Genomic DNA, 18,853 nt, shown 5'->3' on the forward strand with positions numbered 1-18,853 from the left:
GAGTATTGGAATCAACCAATTGAAGAAGCTTTCAAAAGTTTGGTGACGTCTTTTTTAATCTTGTTCGGGTCTGCATCTTTAGGGAAGCGCATCATCAAATTGCCCAGAGGATCGATCATGAAAATATGATCAGATATCGTCGTGCCCTCTTCCACTGGCAACCATCCACGCACGACATCTGCCTTTGCACGCAGCATGTTTGTGCCGTCAAATTCACGGATCAAAATCGTGTCTAGCGGCTTGTTATCGGTGATCAACCAGACGCGCTCTATGCGTTCCATCTCCTTGCCTTGCGCCAGACGTAGCTGGCGTATGTCATGCAGTTTTTTCTCACAGACGGCAGGACATTCTCCGCCGTCAACCTGCAGCATGATCCACTTGCCTTTATAAGCATCCAGTGCGATTGGTTTGCCATCCAGCGTCGTGGTTCCCAGCGCAGGAATCGGATGATCACGCGGATCGATAAACGCGCCGTAATTAGTACGGCTTTGCGGCTTGATCACGTAGTACGTCAGATACGACAAAATAATCGGCGATGCACACACCAGAATCACGGCGAGTAATTTCCAGCGTCCCTTGTTTTTACTTTTTTCCACGGCGAATTCCTGTCACAACAAAAAAGATAAAAGCCATTGCCGCCAATGCGTACCACTGGAAGGCGTAACCGCGATGTTTTTCCACCCCGGTAGATGGCAAGGGCCAGTCGCGCACCAAGCCATCGTGGGTATCGGATAGCTGTTCAAGAAAAATCGGCTGCATCGTCAATTTACTCGATGCTGCAAAGCTGGGGATATCCAGATTTTGCACAATCGCATGCGGCTGTGGCGCATCAACCGCGCCTAATTGCATGACTTGACCGATAGACTGCCGCGCCACACCTTCAATTTCAATCGTGCCATCAGGTGTGACAACGGCTGGTACTTTAATCCGATCAGATGGATTGCGCGGAATCCAGCCACGCGCGACCAACACATATTGATTGGTCGCAACAATCTTGAACGGCATCAACAGATAAAAACCGGCAACACCATTATGCGGACGATTGTCCAGATACACAGGCCAGTCGCGCAAGAACTCGCCTTTGGCAAGCACCCGTCTAAACTCAAGATCCTCGGCATTAGGCAAGCTTGCATCCAGTCGAATCGCCGGTGCAGACTGGCGTGCCTGCAGCTTCTCTGCCAGTTCAATCTTCTCGACCGCACGATGAGTCTGCCATTGCGCCAGCGACAATCCTATTGCCACTGCAATCGCTGCAGCGATAAATGGAATGAGCCTAAATCGAAAGGTGATTCGCATTACAATACCAATTCACTCTAAGCATTCTGCGTTGCGTACCCATGCCATACGGTAGACAGACACAATCATGAAAATCTTCGTCGCCATCGCTTTTATCCTGATCCTCGGCAGCCTTGGCTCCGCACTGTTTTTCCTGATGAAGGATAAAGGCAAAAGCGACCGTACGGTCAAGGCACTCGCGATGCGCGTCGGCTTCTCGATCACACTATTTCTTTTAGTCCTGTTGGCGTATCGCCTCGGTTATATACAACCAACCGGCATACGCTGAAATCAAGATTTGCATCTAGTACAACATCCGACTTGCTCGTAAAAAAGCCGCACCGAAGTGCGGCTTTTTTATGTCTTGCTGATTACTGATTACAACCAGTAAACAACAACGTACAAACCAAGCCAGACCACGTCAACAAAGTGCCAGTACCAGGCTGCGCCTTCAAACGCGAAATGATTTTCCGCTGTGAAATGGCCCTTCAGCACACGATACAAAACCACACTCAACATGATCGCGCCCAAGGTCACATGGAAACCATGGAAGCCGGTCAGCAAAAAGAAGGTAGAACCATAGACACCAGATGTCAACTTCAGGTTCAGCTCGCTGTATGCGTGCATGTATTCATAAACCTGGAAGCCCATGAAAATCGCGCCCAACAAAATTGTCGCCGCCAGCCAGATCGCTGTTTGGGTACGATGATTTGCACGAATCGCATGATGCGAAATTGTCAGCGTGACGCCAGACAGCAAAAGCAACGCGGTGTTGATGGTCGGGATCCAGAACGGGCCCATCGTCGTGAATGATTCAACGGTGCCAGCAGGACCAACATTGCCCCAATGCGCTGCAAAATCAGGCCACAAGATTTTGTGATCCAGATCGCCAAGCCAAGGCATAGAGATGCTGCGCGCATAAAACAAGGCGCCGAAGAACGCTGCAAAGAACATGACTTCAGAGAAGATGAACCAGCTCATGCTCCAGCGGAAAGAGGCATCAACACGCTGGTTGTACATGCCACCTTCAGATTCGCCTATCGCATCGCCAAACCACTTGTACAGTACGACGAGAAAGCCGAGCAGGCCTGCGAAAGTCGCATACGGCCCCCAGGCTGCATCATTAACCCAACCCGACGCGCCAAGCATCATCGTCAGCAGGGAAATACCCGCGGCCACCGGCCAGCTGGACGGACCCGGCACGAAATAATAAGGCGCATTTGCGTATGTTGCACTCATCTCAATCTCCCAATACAAAATTCAAATAGTTACGGTGCAAGGGCAACTTCAAGCCATGAGCACCGCAATTCAATTCCATTTAAACCTGGCGACATGATCGCCGTCGTATTCCGTATTTATTATTCTTATCCTGCTACTGCCGGTTTTAACTCAACCGTTTTTTCAGGCTTGGCTATCTCGAAGAAGGTATAAGACAAAGTAATCGTCTTTACATCCTTGGGCAAAGCCGGATCCAGATAAAACACCACAGGCATTTGCTTGGCTTGATTTGCTTCCAGCGTCTGCTGCTGGAAACAGAAACATTCCACTTTCTTGAAATGCGCTGCAGCTTGTTGCGGCGCATAGCTTGGAATTGCCTGTGCTTCTACACTACGCTTTTGCGTATTCACCACCTCATAAAGCACTTGGGTCATTTCACCCGGATGCACTTGCATGCTGCTGACGGTTGGTCGAAACCGAAACGGGCCCTGCGCATTCGCATCAAACTCAACCGTAATCGTCCTGCTCTTGTCGATTTGCGAATTATCGATAGGCTTTACCTTCATCTCTTGCGAGGTCAGGATATTGACGCCAGTCAATTCACAAATTTGTTTGTAAAGCGGCACCAGCAGATAACCAAAACCAAACATCATTACGGCAATCACGATAAGTTTGCCGAACATCCGGGCATTCAATCTGCCTGTTGGTTCTGTCTGGTTATCCATCTCGCCCTAACTAAACCAAATACGTTTGACAACCACGCTCAGCATGAAAGCTATTGCGACCGCTGCTAGTAGCAATCCTGTACGCAGATTACGCTTTTTTTGATCCGTCATATGAAGGCAGCCTCATTCAACATGAGGCCGCCGCTCCATTTACTTAACAGTCGGTGGTGTTTCAAATGTATGGAAAGGCGCTGGACTAGGCACTGTCCATTCGAGGCCTTCTGCACCTTCCCAAGGTTTGTCAGCAGCAGGTACACCACCACGTATCGATGGAATGACCACCGCAAACAGGAAGTACAACTGCATCAAGCCAAAGCCCAAACCACCGATCGATGCGATAACATTAAAGTCAGTGAACTGCGCTGGATAATCTGCGTAACGACGCGGCATGCCGGCCAGTCCCAGGAAGTGCATAGGGAAGAAAGTCACATTGAACAGAATCAGCGAACCCCAGAAGTGAATCTTGCCGCGGGTTTCGTTGTACATAAAACCTGTCCACTTTGGTCCCCAGTAATAGAAGCCAGCGAACAGCGCGAACAAGGAACCTGCCACCAACACATAGTGGAAGTGAGCAACCACGTAATAGGTATCTTGCAACTGAATATCGATAGGCGTTACCGCCAGAATCAGACCGGTAAAACCACCAATCGTGAACACGAAGATGAAACCAATCGCGAACAACATCGGTGTTTCGAAAGTCATCGAGCCGCGCCACATGGTCGCGATCCAGTTGAAAATCTTTACGCCGGTCGGGACTGCAATCAACATCGTCGCGTACATGAAGAACAACTGCGCAGTCACCGGCATACCGGTGGTGAACATGTGATGCGCCCACACCATGAACGACAGAATCGCGATCGAAGCCGTTGCATACACCATCGATGCATAACCGAACAACTGCTTGCGTGCGAAGGTTGGGATGATGTGCGACACGATACCGAAGGCCGGCAAAATCATGATGTACACCTCTGGATGTCCGAAGAACCAGAAGATGTGTTGGTACATGACAGGATCGCCGCCACCAGCCGCGTTAAAGAATGATGTACCGAAATGACGGTCGGTCAGTGTCATCGTGATCGCGCCAGCCAATACCGGCATCACAGCGATCAGCAGGTAAGCAGTAATCAACCAGGTCCAGCAAAACATCGGCAACTTCATCAATGTCATGCCAGGCGCGCGCATGTTCAAGATGGTGACAATGATGTTGATCGAACCCATGATCGACGAAGCACCCATGATATGCAGCGCGAAAATCGCCATATCCATGCCTGGTCCCATTTGGGTCGACAGTGGCGCATACAAAGTCCAGCCAGCAGCAGTTGCGCCACCAGGAACCAGGAACGAAACCGCCAACAGAATCGCAGCAGGTGGCAACAACCAGAACGAGAAGTTGTTCATCCGCGCAAACGCCATGTCGGATGCGCCGATTTGCAGCGGCACCATCCAGTTGGCGAAACCAACGAAGGCCGGCATGATCGCGCCGAACACCATCATGATGCCGTGCATTGTGGTCAACTGATTGAAGAACTCAGGTTGCATCAATTGCAAACCAGGCTGGAACAGTTCGGCGCGAATCAACATCGCCAAGAAACCGCCAGACAGCAGCATGGTGAAAGAGAACCACAGATACAGCGTACCGATATCTTTATGGTTGGTTGCATAGACCCAGCGGCGCCAGCCTTCTGGCACGCCGTGATGATCGTCGTGCGAATGATCGTGGGCTGCGTCGTGTGAGTGATCGACTGCGGTTGTACTCATCTCAATCTCCTGATTCGATTACTTGCGCGCAGCCAGCACTTCAGCTGGTTGAACAATATTTTCCGCAGCCTTGTTGGACCAGTGATTGCGGGTATAGGTAATTACCGCGGCAATTTCGGTGTCCGACAGAACAGGCTTCCATGCAGGCATAGCGCCCTTGCCTTCCAGCAAGATATGAATGTTTGCAGGTTTTGGACCAGTGACGATAGGCGAACCGTCCAATGCAGGGAAGCTGCCTGGTACGCCCTTGCCGTTTGCTTGATGGCAAGCGATACAGTTTGATGTATAGACTTTTTCGCCGCGTTGCACGAGTTCATCCACAGTCCAGGTCTTGTTAGGATCGTCTGCATTCGCAGCCATTTCCTTTTTCTTGCCGTCAACCCAGGCTTTGTAATCTTCTTCGCTAACCACGTTCACGACGATAGGCATGAAGGCGTGGTCCTTGCCGCACAACTCGGCGCACTGACCGCGGTAGGTGCCGATTTTTTCAGCCTTGAACCATGTATCGCGCACAAAACCAGGAATCGCATCCTGCTTGACGCCGAATGCAGGAACCATCCATGCGTGAATCACGTCATTGGCGGTCAAAACGATACGGATTTTTTTGTTGACTGGGACGACAACTGGATTGTCGACTTCGATCAGGTAGTTTTGGTTTTTAGCGATGGAGGAATCGACGATCTGTTCACGCGGCGTTGCCAGGTTCGACAGAAAGTTGATGCCTTGGCCTTCGCCATTCAGGTAGTCGTAACCCCATTTCCACTGCATGCCAGTGGCTTTGATGGTGATGTCGGCATTCGAGGTGTCCTTCATTGCCACCACCGTTTTGGTAGCGGGCAGCGCCATACCAATAACGATCAGGAATGGAACAACCGTCCATGCGATCTCAACTAATGTACTTTCGTGGAATTTGGCCGACTTGTGGCCGAGCGACTTGCGATGCTTCAGTATCGAATAAAACATCACACCGAACACGGCGAAAAAAATCACCAGACAGATAATCAGCATCAATGTATGCAGCGAATAGATCTGTTCGGCGATCTGCGTCACAGGCGGCTGAAAATTGAGCTGACGTACTGCAGGTCCGCCTGGACTATCGGTCACCGCCCACGACGGCAAAACTGCCGTCAGGAGCGACGCACCAAGCATCAAAGATTGAAGGCGCTTCGCAAGTTCCATGATTTCCTCAAATGCCCAAATTAAGAATTCTGAATTAAGAATTCAGTTCACCGCCGGGCAAGACTGCCAGCCCCAGCCTGTAGCGCATTCTTTTGGGAATGCTCCTCTTGATCCATCTGAAATCAACTACACATCTGATTGTGTGCTTGCGATTCCGGTACTACTTATTAATTGCGCCGCACTGACCGGGCAATTCCTGCACTCGCCTCAGTCTAACCGCATACTTGCGTGCGACCGAGCGTGCGCGCAAAGTCACGCCCACGCAAAACCGTCGAAGTATAAGTCGGAAATGACAGTGTTATCAAGTGCACAGGAATTTAGCCCGCTTTATTCGAATTAAATGCTGAAAGTACGCAACACTTAATCGCACATCATCAAAAATTACTGTAGCGCTAGAACGATTATTCTGCCTATTAAATCATGTCACTTCAGCAAGTGCACTGGCTTTTCTTCTTGTCGTATTTCTTATTTTTTTGGCAAATCAAATCGAACAATAGACTCACCGCTGGCAGTAGTGCGAGGAGCCGGCCGAAATGCGTGACCATAAATAATTTCGAATGTCAGCGGGATCTTGCCATCGGCGCCGCGGCTTTGTTCCAGTACATCCACTACCCGCTGCCACGCTTGCTTGCCGAGCAAAGATCGGCGGCGAGTATCCAGCGGATTGCCGCCGCAAGCGCGCACATCGGCCATTAGTTTTTCAACCGAGCCATAGGTGACGGTCAAGGTTTCCATATCCATCACGGGCGTCGAGAAGCCTGCATTCACCAACATATCGCCAAAATCATGCATGTCGACAAACGGCAACGCATGCGGCTCATTATCTGCCGCGGCAAACGCCGCGCGCAGTTCCTTGAAGGTATCGGGGCCAAAGCAGGAAAACATCAACAAGCCATCTTGCCGCAATACGCGACGCCATTCGGCAAACACACGATCCGGTTGCGGATGCCAGTGCAAAGCCAGATTCGACCACACCAGATCGACCGCATTAATCCCAAACGGAAGTTGGGAGAAATTACCGCATAACAAATTGGCGCTCGATTCCCGGCCCATCCCGGCTGGCAACCATTGTTGCAGCAAGCGGTTCATCGAGGACAAAGCCGCGGTTTGAGCCGATTGCGCCTCGACCAGCATCGCCTGCGATGCATCCAGGCCCAGCATCGCCGCTTTCGGAAAGCGTTTTTGCAAAGTCGTCAGATCGGCGCCTTCGCCGCAACCAGCGTCGAGCACGCGCTCAGGAGCAATACGTACCAGCGCCAAACGTTCATGCATCCGGGTCGCGACTTCACGACGCAGAAAATTCGATTCGGCCAAACGTGCCGGTTCATCGAACAAAGTACGCACCCGGTTTAAGTCAATCGGTGCGCTAAGGCTGGAGTCAGGAGTGGAAGACACGAATAGGGCAAAGGTTCAGTGAGATAATGCCGCAAGTTTACACGTATGAAGGCTGGGTTGCGCGATGCTTTATCGTTTTCTCGACTGGACTCGGCATTTCATACGGCAACTGCCTGCGGCGCTGCCGTCGTCATGCGCATTGTGCGGCGTCAGCGGCGCAGACTCACTCTGCGGCGACTGCAACACCCGATTCTTCAATCAGCATCCACATCGCTGCGCACAATGCGCGTCTCCGCTGGCCTTCGCTAGCGACAAAGCTGAGCGATGCGGTAATTGTCTAAGTAATCCACCGGCGTTTGACGCCACCATCGTCGCCAGCGATTACATCGCGCCTATAGATCAACTGGTACTTGCCCTCAAATTCGGCAATCGACTGGCCTTGGCGCCTTTATTTGCGCACAAGTTGCGAGACGCGATCTTGCGTGAGGCGGCTTTCACCATGCCGACTTTGCTGGCTGCAGTGCCTTTAGGCGAAAAGAGGCTAGCCGAGCGCGGCTTTAATCAGGCACTGGAAATCGCCAAGCCCTTATCGCGGGCGATCGCCATCCCGCTCGCTCCGCAATTAATAGAGCGCACCCGAGATACCTTGATGCAGGCAATGTTGCCTACCGCTGAGCGACATCGGAATATTCGCCACGCATTTGCGCTGCCGGCCAACGCCGTAAAATTCGTACGAGGGCAACATGTAGGTCTTGTGGATGATGTCATGACCACTGGGGAAACCATGAATGAAATTGCCGCCACGCTAAAACGTCATGGCGCCATCCGCGTGACCAATCTGGTATTTGCGCGCACACCACATAAGTAATTGGCTGCACATCAGATTAAAATGCGCCATCCGATCCCTGCAGTAAGCCGAGGAGAATTGTTTTGTTTCATGTAGTACTGGTAGAACCCGAAATCCCGCCGAACACCGGCAACATCATCCGCCTGTGTGCCAATACCGGCGCGCAATTGCATTTGATTGAGCCGCTCGGCTTTCCGCTGGACGACGCCAAGATGCGCCGCGCCGGACTTGATTACCATGACTATGCCGAGATGAAAGTGCATAAAGACTGGGCGGCGTTTCTCGCCTCATTCCCTGCCGAACAGCCTTTGAATCCGGCGCGCATGTTTGCGATGACGACGCATGGCTCGACGCCATTTGCCAACCTGGCTTTTCAAGCTGGCGATATTTTTGTATTCGGTTCGGAGACCAAAGGACTTGATCCCGCATTGCGTAATTCTTTCCCTGGCGAACAGCGTATCCGCTTGCCTATGCGGCCGGATAATCGCAGCCTGAATCTGTCGAACACGGTTGCGGTCGTCGTGTACGAAGCGTGGCGGCAAAACGGTTTTGCTGGCGGAAATTAAGTCTAGTTTTGCGCTACGATGCTCACCTGCACTTGGCCTTGCATAACAATTAAAATTTTCATTCAAAGGATAGTATGAAATTCAATTCGCGCTCCTTCGTTTCCGCCAGCTCTCTGGTCGGATTATTAGTCGGTTTATCCATCAGTGGCGCTGCGCTGGCGCATGAATATCGCGTAGGCGACATACAGATCAATCACCCATATGCACGCGCAACCGTACCCGGACAAACCAGCGGTGGTGCTTACCTGACGATGGAAAATAAAGGCAAGCAAGCCGACACATTAATATCAGCGCAATCGCCGGCAGCTCAGTCAGCAGAAATCCACTCCATGACGATGACCGCAGATCACGTGATGCGCATGCGCGAAGTAGGCAGCATCGAACTCAAACCGCAGGAAAAAATCGTCATGCAACCCGGTGACGGCTATCACATCATGTTGCTGGGTTTGAAAGCGCCACTCAAGGCTGGCGATAAACTGCCGCTGACGCTGACATTCAAGAAAGCCGGGAAAATCGAAACAGTTATTTCTGTTGAAGAAAACAAAGCTAAAAATACCGATGCCAAGAAAGATGAACATCAGCATCACTAATTGATAGCGTGCCGTATTGAGAACGTGCCGCACAGCGAGCTTCGAATAACGCTGATCGGCAAGCAGAACAAATAAAAATGGACCTTGAAATAAGGTCCCTTTTTATTTAAATCTCGAAATTACTTGGCAGCGTAATGTCTATAAACCGTCGTTTTTCCATCCGCCTGAAACAACAATACATCATAGGCATCAGCTGGCTCACCCGGCACTTCCATTCCTGGCGATCCCATCGGCATACCGGGCACCGCCAAACCTTTTGCTTTCGGCTTTTCAGCCAACAAGCGTTTGATGTCCGCCGCTGGCACATGGCCTTCCAGCGCATAACCACCTATGGTTCCGGTATGGCAGCTACCCAATGCAGGCGGCACGCCTAACTTGGTACGATATGCGGCGGTGTTCGGCACATTCTGCGCATTCACCTTGAAACCATTCGCTTGCAAATGCTCTATCCACTGCGTACAGCAACCGCAAGTCGCGCTCTTGTAAACCTCAATCACCGGCTTATCAGTTTTGGCTAAAGCCAGCGTCGGCATTGCGCCTACCAACAGTGCCGCGCGTAGAAAAATACGTCTTTGCATTATTTTCTCCTGATGAATCTGTGTGCTCACGAAAAGCTGTAGCGGATGCACTTCCAGCTATTTCAGACAAACAAAAAGCCGCAAAGATTCTGCGGCTTTTTATATAAAGGTATGAAAGCGGAATCGTCTATTAGACCGCTTGCACAGCCGCCAAACGCGTGACAACTTCCTTGCGATAGCGATTCAATTCCTGCACGGAACCAAAGGTACGCTCAAACAACAGCGACATATTGTGCAGAATCCGATCGACGACTTTCTTTTCCCACTCGCCGTCAAACTTGATCTGACCATCGAGCCAACGTTCCAGCCATTCCGGATCAGGCAAACGTGATTGCACGGTGTCATTCGGGAACAGCGATTGATTCACGTGCAGATTGGTTGGGTGCAAAGGCTTTTCGGTACGACGCGCCGAAGCCATCAATACACCGATTTTTGCAAATGCAGCGCGAGCGGTATCACCTACTTCGTTCAACGCTTTTTTCATGTAGCGCAGATAAGCACCGCCGTGGCGAGCTTCGTCCTGGCTGATGATTTTGTAGATTTGTTTGATGACAGGTTCGGTGTGCCAATCTGACGCACAGCGATACCAGTGATTCAAACGGATCTCTCCGCAGAAGTGCATCATCAAGGTTTCCAGCGCAGGCGCAGGATCGAATTCGAAACGCACGTTGTGCAGCTCTTCTTCTGTTGGCACGAACTCTGGTTTGAAGCGGCGCAGATATTCCATCAACACCAGCGAATGCTTTTGTTCTTCAAAAAACCATACCGACATGAATGCAGAGAAATCACTATCGCCGCGATTGTCACGCAAGAACATTTCAGTTGCAGGCAAGGCTGACCATTCCGTAATCGCATTCATGCGTATGGTTTGCGCCTGCTCATCAGTGAGTTTGGAGCCGTCGAACTGATCCCATGGAATATCTTTTTCCATGTTCCAGCGAACTTGCTCTAAGGATTTAAACAATTCTGGGTACAACATATGCGCCTTAAAAATTGAGTTAAGTGCTTGATTCTACCAAGAAATTCGCGAATTACCCAGCAACAGCCCCGCAATTCGCTTATATATGGCCTTATTTTCAGTGTGGATTTTCATTTTTCTTGCGTCGCAAAAAACCTGAAACGACATACTTGTAAAGTGTTGGACGCCAATTTGAACCATCTCGTTCCATACAAAAAAGCGAAACTTGATGCGGCGAATTCAATTCATTTTTGCGCAGCATCTTTTACCGAAATGCAGCTTATGCCAAATAACTTCTGACGCGGCCAACATGACAAACCCGGCATCTTGATGCAAGATGCATCCATCCAAATCCGACAATCACACTCATCATGAAAAAAATCATTTCCACGATCCTGCGCTGCGCCCTGCTATCGAGTTTTTTCATAGGTGCGCACGCGTCGGCACAAACCCCAGCCAACGCCGCATGCCCTGCGACCTTGAGCCATACCGTTCAACGTCTGCAAGATGAAGCGCCGCAAAATCTTTGCCAATATGCAGGCAAAGTTATTTTGGTCGTCAACACCGCCAGCTATTGCGGTTACACCGTGCAGTACGAAGGTTTGGAAAAACTGTATGCCAAATACAAGGATCAAGGCCTGGTCGTATTGGGCTTTGCATCGAATGACTTCGGCCAGCAAGAGCCAGGCGCGAACAAGGAAATCGCAGAGTTTTGCAATAACACCTACGGCGTCAAATTCCCGATGTTTGCCAAAACATCTGTCATCGGACCGAACAGCAATGCGTTTTACCAATCATTGATGAAGGCTGGCGCAACGCCGCCAAAATGGAATTTCCACAAGATCCTGCTGGATCGCGAAGGCAAGGTCGTACAAAGCTATCCGTCAAAAATCACGCCAGATAATAAATCGCTAGTTGCTGATATCGAAAAGGCCTTGGCAAAAACAAAATAAAATGCGCCACGATTGTTCGCGGCAATTCAAAGAGCTAGGCGCCGTATCAACGACAGTGCATCAGGTATCGCTGCGCCTTCCGCCGTGTTATCAAAAATGCAGAAGATGCGATCAGCCTGATCGCGTGCCTTCATTATTTTGGCGGCAACGGCGTCCAGAAAATCATCGTTATACGCTGAACGATATATCTCCGGCGCGCCGTGCAAACGGATGTACAAAGTGCGCGGCTCAGCACTGCGTGATATGTCGACTACTGGCGGCGGATCAGCATGCACAAAGCTGACGGCATATTCAAGCATCAGCTCTTCAGCCTCGTGGGAAAACCAACTCGCATGACGCGGTTCACATGCAACGGCCATCCTGGTTCGTCCACGCAATAGCGCAAAAAAATCCGCCGCTTCTTCGGTTGAAAATTTCAAGCTGGGCGGCAATTGAAGTAACAGGCATTCGAGCTTTTCTTCCAGCTGCCCTGCTTCCAGCAAAAACTGATCAAGTAAATGTTCGGTCTCGCGCAAGCGATGCTCATGCGTAATAGTGCGGGGAATCTTTACCGAAAAGCGAAAATCTTCCGGCACACTATTCCGCCAGCGCGCATATGTCTTGGCTTGATGTGAACGATAAAAAGACGAGTTGATTTCTACTGTGGAAAAAACTGCAGCATAGCGCTCGAGATGCGTACCTACCGCTGGAAATTCAGCCGCGACCTTGGACGAAAGGCTCCAGCCGGCGCAGCCAATCAGGACGGAAGAAAGATGCCTGGTCATTTGTGACTCCGACCAAAAGGCCGACTCAAAAACCGTGAGCCAGCGAGGCCAAAGCGCCAAGGTATGTCCACGGCTTTTGATATTCCTATGCGCGCGCCAGCCACAATATCCGCTTCGGCTACAGGCTGATCAGGCAACAACAACTCAAACGGCGCGGTGTTCAGACGCATGCCGTCATGCTCTCGGGTTACGCCCAAAGCCTGGCACAAGCGACCCGGCCCGGCGCACAGCAAACGCAAGGTTTCCATACCACGGCGTTTTTGCATAAGCTCAATGCCGGTGTTCGGTTCCAAGGCTCGAATCAAAACACCGGCACCATGCCCTTCTTCGCGGCAGACGAAATTCAGGCACCAATGGATGCCATACGAACGATAGACATAGGCGTGGCCGCAAGCGCCGAACATCGTGATATTTCTGGATGTTGGCCCGGCAAAACTATGCGATGCAGGATCTTCTCGATCATAAGCTTCGGTTTCCACAATGCGGCCACCGACGCCATTGACCAACACTGTCACGCCGATCAAACGTCGAGCGACTTCCACAGACGAAACGGAAAAATCAAAGTTGACCGGAACGGTATTCATGTGGCCAAATTATCAGAAATTAATGCTTCCTTTTGTGCGTTTTCCCGCTGAGCGATATCATTCTGTGCAATTCCACAGCCATAGCAGTTTTTGAATGCCCGAGCCAAAAATACGACGAAAAACTGCGAAAGCCAAGATAGCCAAGACTCACGCAGGCATAATGGCGGACTTGACCAGATCCATGCATAAATCTGCAGGCAGATACCAAGCGCCGACGATTATTCATGGTCCAAACCGAAACTGAAAGTGATGACAGGCGAACACCGCCTCCCTACCATGCGTATTTTGATTATTGAAGACAACGCCGATATCGTCGCGAATCTGTATGCGTTTCTGGAGCCGCGTGGCTACGTGCTCGATTGCGCAGCCAACGGCTATGCAGGATTCGCACTGGCGGCGCAACATGAATACGATGCCGTTATCCTCGACATCAAGATTCCAGGCATTGATGGCCTGACACTGTGCCGCAAGATGCGCGACGAATTGCAAAACGACACACCGGTATTAATGCTGACCGCGCGTGACACGCTGGACGACAAAGTTGCAGGCTTCGACAGTGGCGCCGATGACTATCTGGTCAAACCGTTTTCGCTGCTGGAAGTAGAAGTCCGCCTGAAAGCATTGATACGTCGTGCACGTGGCAAAAATCAGGGCACCAACTTCTTGAGCGTAGGCGATCTGGTATTCGACACCTCGACTTATCAAGTTAAACGCGGTGGCATGCCCGTGACCTTGACCAAAACAGGTTTCAAGATCCTTGGCTGCCTGATGAAAGAAGCACCTAAAGTCGTCTCGCGCGAAACGTTGGAACTGGAAGTCTGGGGCGATCATCCGCCAGACAGCGATGCACTACGCACGCATATCCACGCTCTGCGTCAGGCCTTGGATAAGGCACATCCATTTGCGATGTTGCGCACCGTTCAGGGCATAGGCTACCGCTTGGTAGGCTCGGATGAAACGACGTAGTTCATTACGGCGACGGATAGTCGTTGCCTACCTTCTTTTCGCACTCGCGATTTGTACTTTCTTTGGCGCGGTAGTCGCCGTTGCCATTGAAGGTACTGAAGATTTACTGGTCGATGAACATTTGCGCAGCATCGCTGCCTGGGCTTCGCCGCGTCACGCGGTTGGCATGCCGACCGAAATGCCATCCGATGTCAGTTTTTATCATGGCGAAGATATTCCCGAACCGTTGCGCGGCATGCCGCTCGGCGTCGCCAAGGAAAGCTTCGAAGGAAAAGTCGTCCATCTGCTAGTCGGCCAAGACGATGCTGGCACTTATGTGGTCGTCGATCGCGCCAGCGAATACAAAAATATCGAACACGTTATTTACGCGATGATCATGGCCGGCTTTCTCGGCTTCGTCGCGTTGTCGCTGTTTCTGGGCAGCTTTATCGCGCGCGGCTTTGTCGATCCGATTATCGAGCTTGCCGCGGCCGTCAAAGACAATAGCCATCCATCAGAATTCCCGCTGCTTAATAGCAAGGATGAACTCGGCATATTGGCGCGCGCATTTGCCGCCCACACCACTGAGCTAAAACAATTCCTCGCGCGTGAACGCTTCTTCACCGGCGACGTCAGCCACGAGTTGCGCACGCCACTCACGATTATTACCGGCGCAGCCGAGTTACTACTCGATCAGACCGCCCAGCAACCCGCATTGCACGCACCGGCTGAACGCATCCTGCGCGCCGCAAAAGAAGCCAATGAGTGCGTTGAAGTACTGCTGCAGCTGGCGCGCGCACCAGATCAAATCAATCGGCCGGAAACCTCGATCGCAGATGTCATTCATGCTGAAATCGCCCGATGCCAGCATTTCATCGCAAACAAACCCGTCACACTGACGTTTATAGAGGGCGAAGATTTCCAAGTGGCGGCACGCGAAGAATTATTGACGGCAGCCATTGGCAATTTGATCCGCAATGCCTGCCAATACACCGAACAAGGCTCGGTCACCGTCAAGATGATTGGCCACTCGGTCATCATCGAAGATACCGGTCCCGGCTTGCCAGAATCGATACAAGCACGCCTGCAAAATAATCCTTCCGCAAAACCACTTGTAGGTTCCGCCGGCACCGGACTGGGTCTCGCGCTAGTCGTGCGCATCTGCGAATACCTAGGCTCTACACTACATGTCGAAAATAATCCAAAAAATGGCAGTAATTTCCGAATTGTTTTTAAGGCAATTTTAACGGAAAACTAACACTTTTCTCACGGCTAATTAAGTTCCTCGGCGCTAATCTGCGCCTGTGCACTGAAGCAGTCTTGCCTAGGCAATTCAACTTCTCCCACGGTTTTTGTGTAGTTTTACCCTGAACCGCAGGCATTCCGCTTAAAACGAAATGTCGCGCACGCGAATACGTAGTGGCAAAAAAAGATTTTTCGGATTTTCCTGACAATCGACAACTACATGGTCGTACGTCGACCGCCACTTTTACTTAATAAACCTTGAGGAAGACATGGAATTTATAGGAACCGCGGCATTCTGGGCCGCACTCGGCAACATCATCCTGATCAACATCGTGCTGTCTGGCGATAACGCCGTTGTGATCGCGCTGGCCGCGAAATCGCTGCCACCGAAACAAAAGAAAATGGCCGTCATCTGGGGTAGCGCAGCAGCGATTATCCTGCGTATCGTTTTGACCATCTTCGCATTGCAATTGCTGACTCTGCCGTACCTGAAATTGATCGGTGCAGTTCTGTTGTTCTACATCGGCGTGCAATTGTTGGCCGAAGGTGACGGCGAAGAAAATATCGAAGGCCACTCCAACCTGTGGGGCGCAATCAAAACCATTCTGGTTGCCGATCTGGTCATGAGTCTCGATAACGTGCTCGGCGTTGCTGCAGCTGCAAATGGCAATGTCACTCTGTTGGTGATCGGCCTGGCAATCAGCGTTCCGCTGATCGTGTTCGGTAGCGCAATCGTGCTGAAGTTGATGGAAAAATTCCCTATCATCATCACCTTGGGCGCTGCACTGCTGGGTTATCTGGCTGGTGAAATGTTGTTCTCCGATCCTATCGTCACACCATGGATCGCAGCGAACATTCCACACCACGAAGTCGCCTTGTTCGGCCATAGCCACCTGAGCATTCCAGGTCTGGTATTGGCAATTGGCGTCGTGATTGTTGGTACTTACTTGAGCAAACGTCACAGTCACGCGGCAGCAGCGTAATGTAATTCGGCTTAAGGCGAGCGCCCAACGGCGGTCGTCTTAAAGCTAACAAAAAGGGCGAACTAATAATACTGGTTCGCCCTTTTTTCATATGCATTCGACTATGTGATCAGATCGAGAAATTCTGAGTTTCGAGAAAATTTCCATCCAAAAATCTAATACCGTTTCTTTATATTGAAGTTATGTTCACCCACCAAGCGGGTCGTCGCAATCAGGCTGCTCAAGCCAAACACCAGTTGCGTCAATCTATCACCGGGCAAGGCCCATATCTGCCCCGCAGGTATCTCGACTTCAGTCGCGGCAGAGATCAATGGCGCGACCCATTCGGCTTCAGGCGTAACGTCTAGCAGCACATCGCCTTCCGACGTCGTATGCAAAAAAATTTCTCCGCCCTCACTCAAACCGAAGCAAATACCCCAGCCGCTTGCTTTATTGCTATTGATTAATTGCTGGATCGCGCGATTTTGATGATCTATCCATGCTTCCACGTCATAAGTGGTTTTTAAAACAATCCAGGGACGCTCTATCGGCTCGTCGTAAGTTTTTTCGTCATCGTCGTACATCATTGCATCTCGTCGTCTGCTGAATAATTCGTGCGCACACTGTACACGTTGCGATAACTTCCGTCGTCTTGCGCTCAGATAAAAACACACAACTGCAGGAAATCAGCCGCTAGCATGATATCCTGCGCACCCAAGCTCACCATTGCTCGACTGTTTCATGACGACTACCGAACCAACGCCTAATCCGTTTCAATCCGCCCGTGTTCTGCTTAAAGAGCTTCAGGAAAAATTCACCGTCTTCGGCGAATTTCAGCCTTTAGCCATCGGCATCGACAAACAATTGTTTGCTCAAATCCCTGATGTCAGCCGCAAAACCTTGCGTACGGCAATGGGCATACATACCAATTCCCTGCGGTATTTAAAGGGCATGGAAAAAGCCACGGTGCGTTTTAACCTTGATGGTTCGCAAGCGGATGAAGTCACAGACGTGCACCGCAGCCATGCGACCACTACCTTGAAGGAACGCTTCAAGAAGAATGCGGATCAACGCAAGGCGCAACGTCAAGCTGAAGAAACCCAACGCAAAGCGGAAGCAGCCAAAAAACAAGCCGAAGAAGCAGATCGTCTGCGCGCTGATAAACTCAGCCAACTGGCAGAGAAATTCTCTCGTAAAAACTGATCATTGTTTGTGATCGATCTTGATCACAGACTGATTTTATTGGCCAGCTCGACCCACGTCGCGCTGGCCAATTTCATTTAATCCCTACCAATAAGTCCACAGCATTTTGGCGGCCAGCACATACAGCAGGCAGGCAAAAATGCGTTTCAATACTGGCACCGGCAAGCGGTGCGCCAACCGTGCGCCGAATGGGGCGGTGACCACACTGCCGCAGACAATTCCGACCAGCGCAATCGTTGAAATAAAGCCCACTGCATCAGATGGCAAATCCGGCACGTTCCAGCCAGAGATGATGTAGCCTATAGTCCCCACCACCGCCAGCGGAATGCCCATCATCGCGCCCGTGCCTATGGTTTTCTTCATAGGCACACCGCACCACAGCATGAATGGAATAGTCAAGAATGCGCCGCCAGCAGACACCAGCCCGGCGATGATACCGATCACCAAACCGACGAAGAACAAAGGCCATGCAGAAGGAAGTGTGCGAGAAGGTTTCGGCTTTTTATTCAACAGAATTTGTGTCGCACCAAAGAACACAATCACGGAAAAACTCAGCGCCAAATGACGTTGTGGAATCCAGGCTGACACAGAAGTCGCCAGCAAACTGCCGAGCACCAAACCCGGCGTCATACGTTTCACGATATTGAAATCAACGCCATCAAATTTAAGATGCTCACGCACACTGGAGCCGGACGTGAATGCAATCGAAGCCATACAGGTGGCTAGTGCCATGTGCACGATATGATCCGGCGCAAAATGCTGCGCGGCGAACAGTGCAGCCATGACAGGCACCAAGGTCATGCCACCACCAATGCCAAGCAGGCCGGCCAGCACGCCGACAAATGCACCAGCGAGTACGTAGGCGGCGAACCACATCATGAGAGCACCTCTGTACCTGTGTCCGCTTTGACCAAACTACTCATCATATTTTGCATATGTTCTGCCTCGATGTACCTACATGAATATTCGCCCGACCGATGCAATCGCTTCCAGCACAAGCGACACTATACGATAGCCACCATTAAATTTCTCCTGATTAATTGTCACCTTAATCGGCCAGCAAGCATGCTGCAAACCGGCTAGACTAGTGCGCATAAAATCCCGTTTGATCGAATGCAGATACTGAATTTTCAACAATAAATTTTCAGCAATCGATCAAGCCCGATAC

The 18,853-nt window shown here is 50.9% G+C and carries 23 protein-coding genes; 9 read left to right on the forward strand and 14 right to left on the reverse strand.

Annotated elements, in window-relative coordinates; all coding sequences use genetic code 11:
• Positions 1–11 precede the first annotated feature (11 nt).
• Positions 12–596, reverse strand: coding sequence for a cytochrome C oxidase subunit I (locus tag Q7T66_RS14180; protein WP_304933973.1), 585 nt, complete (start codon positions 594–596; stop codon positions 12–14).
• Positions 583–1,296, reverse strand: coding sequence for an SURF1 family protein (locus Q7T66_RS14175; RefSeq protein ID WP_304933972.1), 714 nt, complete (start codon positions 1,294–1,296; stop codon positions 583–585). Before Q7T66_RS14175 ends, Q7T66_RS14180 begins: the two co-directional genes overlap by 14 nt.
• 67 nt (positions 1,297–1,363) lie before the next feature.
• On the opposite strand from Q7T66_RS14175, the gene Q7T66_RS14170 reads away from it, so the two are divergent.
• Positions 1,364–1,564, forward strand: a complete 201-nt coding sequence (locus tag Q7T66_RS14170) for a twin transmembrane helix small protein (RefSeq protein ID WP_304933971.1) — start codon at positions 1,364–1,366, stop codon at positions 1,562–1,564.
• A gap of 89 nt (positions 1,565–1,653) precedes the next feature.
• On the opposite strand, the gene Q7T66_RS14165 is transcribed toward Q7T66_RS14170, so the two are convergent.
• The 6 genes from Q7T66_RS14165 to Q7T66_RS14140 all read right to left on the reverse strand — a co-directional run bounded on the left by Q7T66_RS14165 (position 1,654) and on the right by Q7T66_RS14140 (position 7,550).
• A complete protein-coding gene (locus Q7T66_RS14165) occupies positions 1,654–2,514 on the reverse strand; it encodes a cytochrome c oxidase subunit 3 (protein WP_304933970.1) in 861 nt (286 codons plus the stop codon).
• Between the two features lie 125 nt (positions 2,515–2,639).
• Positions 2,640–3,218, reverse strand: coding sequence for a cytochrome c oxidase assembly protein (locus Q7T66_RS14160; RefSeq protein WP_304933969.1), 579 nt, complete (start codon positions 3,216–3,218; stop codon positions 2,640–2,642).
• A 6-nt stretch (positions 3,219–3,224) separates the two neighbouring features.
• Positions 3,225–3,329, reverse strand: a complete 105-nt coding sequence (locus tag Q7T66_RS14155; protein ID WP_304933968.1) for a cytochrome oxidase small assembly protein — start codon at positions 3,327–3,329, stop codon at positions 3,225–3,227.
• A gap of 39 nt (positions 3,330–3,368) precedes the next feature.
• A complete protein-coding gene (gene ctaD, locus Q7T66_RS14150) occupies positions 3,369–4,976 on the reverse strand; it encodes a cytochrome c oxidase subunit I (protein ID WP_304933967.1) in 1,608 nt (535 codons plus the stop codon).
• Positions 4,977–4,994: 18 nt separating this feature from the next.
• A complete protein-coding gene (coxB, locus tag Q7T66_RS14145) occupies positions 4,995–6,155 on the reverse strand; it encodes a cytochrome c oxidase subunit II (RefSeq protein WP_304933966.1) in 1,161 nt (386 codons plus the stop codon).
• Between the two features lie 465 nt (positions 6,156–6,620).
• Positions 6,621–7,550, reverse strand: a complete 930-nt coding sequence (locus Q7T66_RS14140; RefSeq protein ID WP_304933965.1) for a methyltransferase domain-containing protein — start codon at positions 7,548–7,550, stop codon at positions 6,621–6,623.
• Between the two features lie 64 nt (positions 7,551–7,614).
• On the opposite strand from Q7T66_RS14140, the gene Q7T66_RS14135 reads away from it, so the two are divergent.
• The 3 genes from Q7T66_RS14135 (at position 7,615) to Q7T66_RS14125 (ending at position 9,493) form a co-directional block, all read left to right on the forward strand.
• The gene (locus tag Q7T66_RS14135) at positions 7,615–8,358 is read left to right on the forward strand and encodes a ComF family protein (RefSeq protein ID WP_304933964.1); all 744 of its coding nucleotides are present in this window, start codon (positions 7,615–7,617) and stop codon (positions 8,356–8,358) included.
• Positions 8,359–8,420: 62 nt separating this feature from the next.
• Entirely contained in the window at positions 8,421–8,903 is a 483-nt protein-coding gene (trmL, locus tag Q7T66_RS14130) for a tRNA (uridine(34)/cytosine(34)/5-carboxymethylaminomethyluridine(34)-2'-O)-methyltransferase TrmL (RefSeq protein WP_304933963.1), read from the forward strand.
• Positions 8,904–8,977: 74 nt separating this feature from the next.
• Positions 8,978–9,493, forward strand: coding sequence for a copper chaperone PCu(A)C (locus Q7T66_RS14125; RefSeq protein ID WP_304933962.1), 516 nt, complete (start codon positions 8,978–8,980; stop codon positions 9,491–9,493).
• A 119-nt stretch (positions 9,494–9,612) separates the two neighbouring features.
• On the opposite strand, the gene Q7T66_RS14120 is transcribed toward Q7T66_RS14125, so the two are convergent.
• Entirely contained in the window at positions 9,613–10,071 is a 459-nt protein-coding gene (locus Q7T66_RS14120; protein ID WP_304933961.1) for a DUF411 domain-containing protein, read from the reverse strand.
• 130 nt (positions 10,072–10,201) lie between these two features.
• Positions 10,202–11,050 (reverse strand): diiron oxygenase, encoded by an 849-nt coding sequence (locus Q7T66_RS14115; RefSeq protein ID WP_304933960.1) that lies wholly within the window; start codon positions 11,048–11,050, stop codon positions 10,202–10,204.
• Positions 11,051–11,400: 350 nt separating this feature from the next.
• Between Q7T66_RS14115 and Q7T66_RS14110 the strand changes: the two genes are divergently transcribed.
• The gene (locus Q7T66_RS14110; protein WP_304933959.1) at positions 11,401–11,982 is read left to right on the forward strand and encodes a glutathione peroxidase; all 582 of its coding nucleotides are present in this window, start codon (positions 11,401–11,403) and stop codon (positions 11,980–11,982) included.
• 26 nt (positions 11,983–12,008) lie between these two features.
• Here Q7T66_RS14110 and Q7T66_RS14105 read toward each other — a convergent pair whose 3' ends face one another.
• Positions 12,009–12,746: a DUF72 domain-containing protein gene (locus Q7T66_RS14105; protein WP_304933958.1), complete on the reverse strand. Its 738-nt coding sequence runs from the start codon at positions 12,744–12,746 to the stop codon at positions 12,009–12,011.
• Positions 12,743–13,330, reverse strand: coding sequence for a DNA-3-methyladenine glycosylase (locus Q7T66_RS14100; protein ID WP_304933957.1), 588 nt, complete (start codon positions 13,328–13,330; stop codon positions 12,743–12,745). The genes Q7T66_RS14105 and Q7T66_RS14100 overlap by 4 nt, the downstream gene beginning before the upstream one ends.
• Positions 13,331–13,606: 276 nt before the next feature.
• Here Q7T66_RS14100 and Q7T66_RS14095 point away from each other — a divergent pair, with 276 nt between their 5' ends.
• The 3 genes from Q7T66_RS14095 (at position 13,607) to Q7T66_RS14085 (ending at position 16,503) form a co-directional block, all read left to right on the forward strand.
• On the forward strand, positions 13,607–14,296 hold the full coding sequence (locus Q7T66_RS14095) for a response regulator transcription factor (RefSeq protein WP_112990773.1): 690 nt from the start codon (positions 13,607–13,609) through the stop codon (positions 14,294–14,296).
• Positions 14,283–15,533, forward strand: coding sequence for a HAMP domain-containing sensor histidine kinase (locus Q7T66_RS14090; RefSeq protein WP_304933956.1), 1,251 nt, complete (start codon positions 14,283–14,285; stop codon positions 15,531–15,533). Before Q7T66_RS14095 ends, Q7T66_RS14090 begins: the two co-directional genes overlap by 14 nt.
• Before the next feature lie 256 nt (positions 15,534–15,789).
• Entirely contained in the window at positions 15,790–16,503 is a 714-nt protein-coding gene (locus tag Q7T66_RS14085; RefSeq protein ID WP_304933955.1) for a TerC family protein, read from the forward strand.
• A gap of 155 nt (positions 16,504–16,658) precedes the next feature.
• Here Q7T66_RS14085 and Q7T66_RS14080 read toward each other — a convergent pair whose 3' ends face one another.
• Positions 16,659–17,069, reverse strand: coding sequence for a hypothetical protein (locus tag Q7T66_RS14080; protein ID WP_304933954.1), 411 nt, complete (start codon positions 17,067–17,069; stop codon positions 16,659–16,661).
• Positions 17,070–17,223: 154 nt separating this feature from the next.
• Between Q7T66_RS14080 and Q7T66_RS14075 the strand changes: the two genes are divergently transcribed.
• Positions 17,224–17,685, forward strand: coding sequence for a ProQ/FINO family protein (locus Q7T66_RS14075; protein ID WP_304933953.1), 462 nt, complete (start codon positions 17,224–17,226; stop codon positions 17,683–17,685).
• Between the two features lie 84 nt (positions 17,686–17,769).
• Here Q7T66_RS14075 and Q7T66_RS14070 read toward each other — a convergent pair whose 3' ends face one another.
• A complete protein-coding gene (locus Q7T66_RS14070; protein ID WP_304933952.1) occupies positions 17,770–18,564 on the reverse strand; it encodes a sulfite exporter TauE/SafE family protein in 795 nt (264 codons plus the stop codon).
• Positions 18,565–18,853: the final 289 nt, after the last annotated feature.

The organism is Herminiimonas sp. (genome assembly GCF_030655415.1).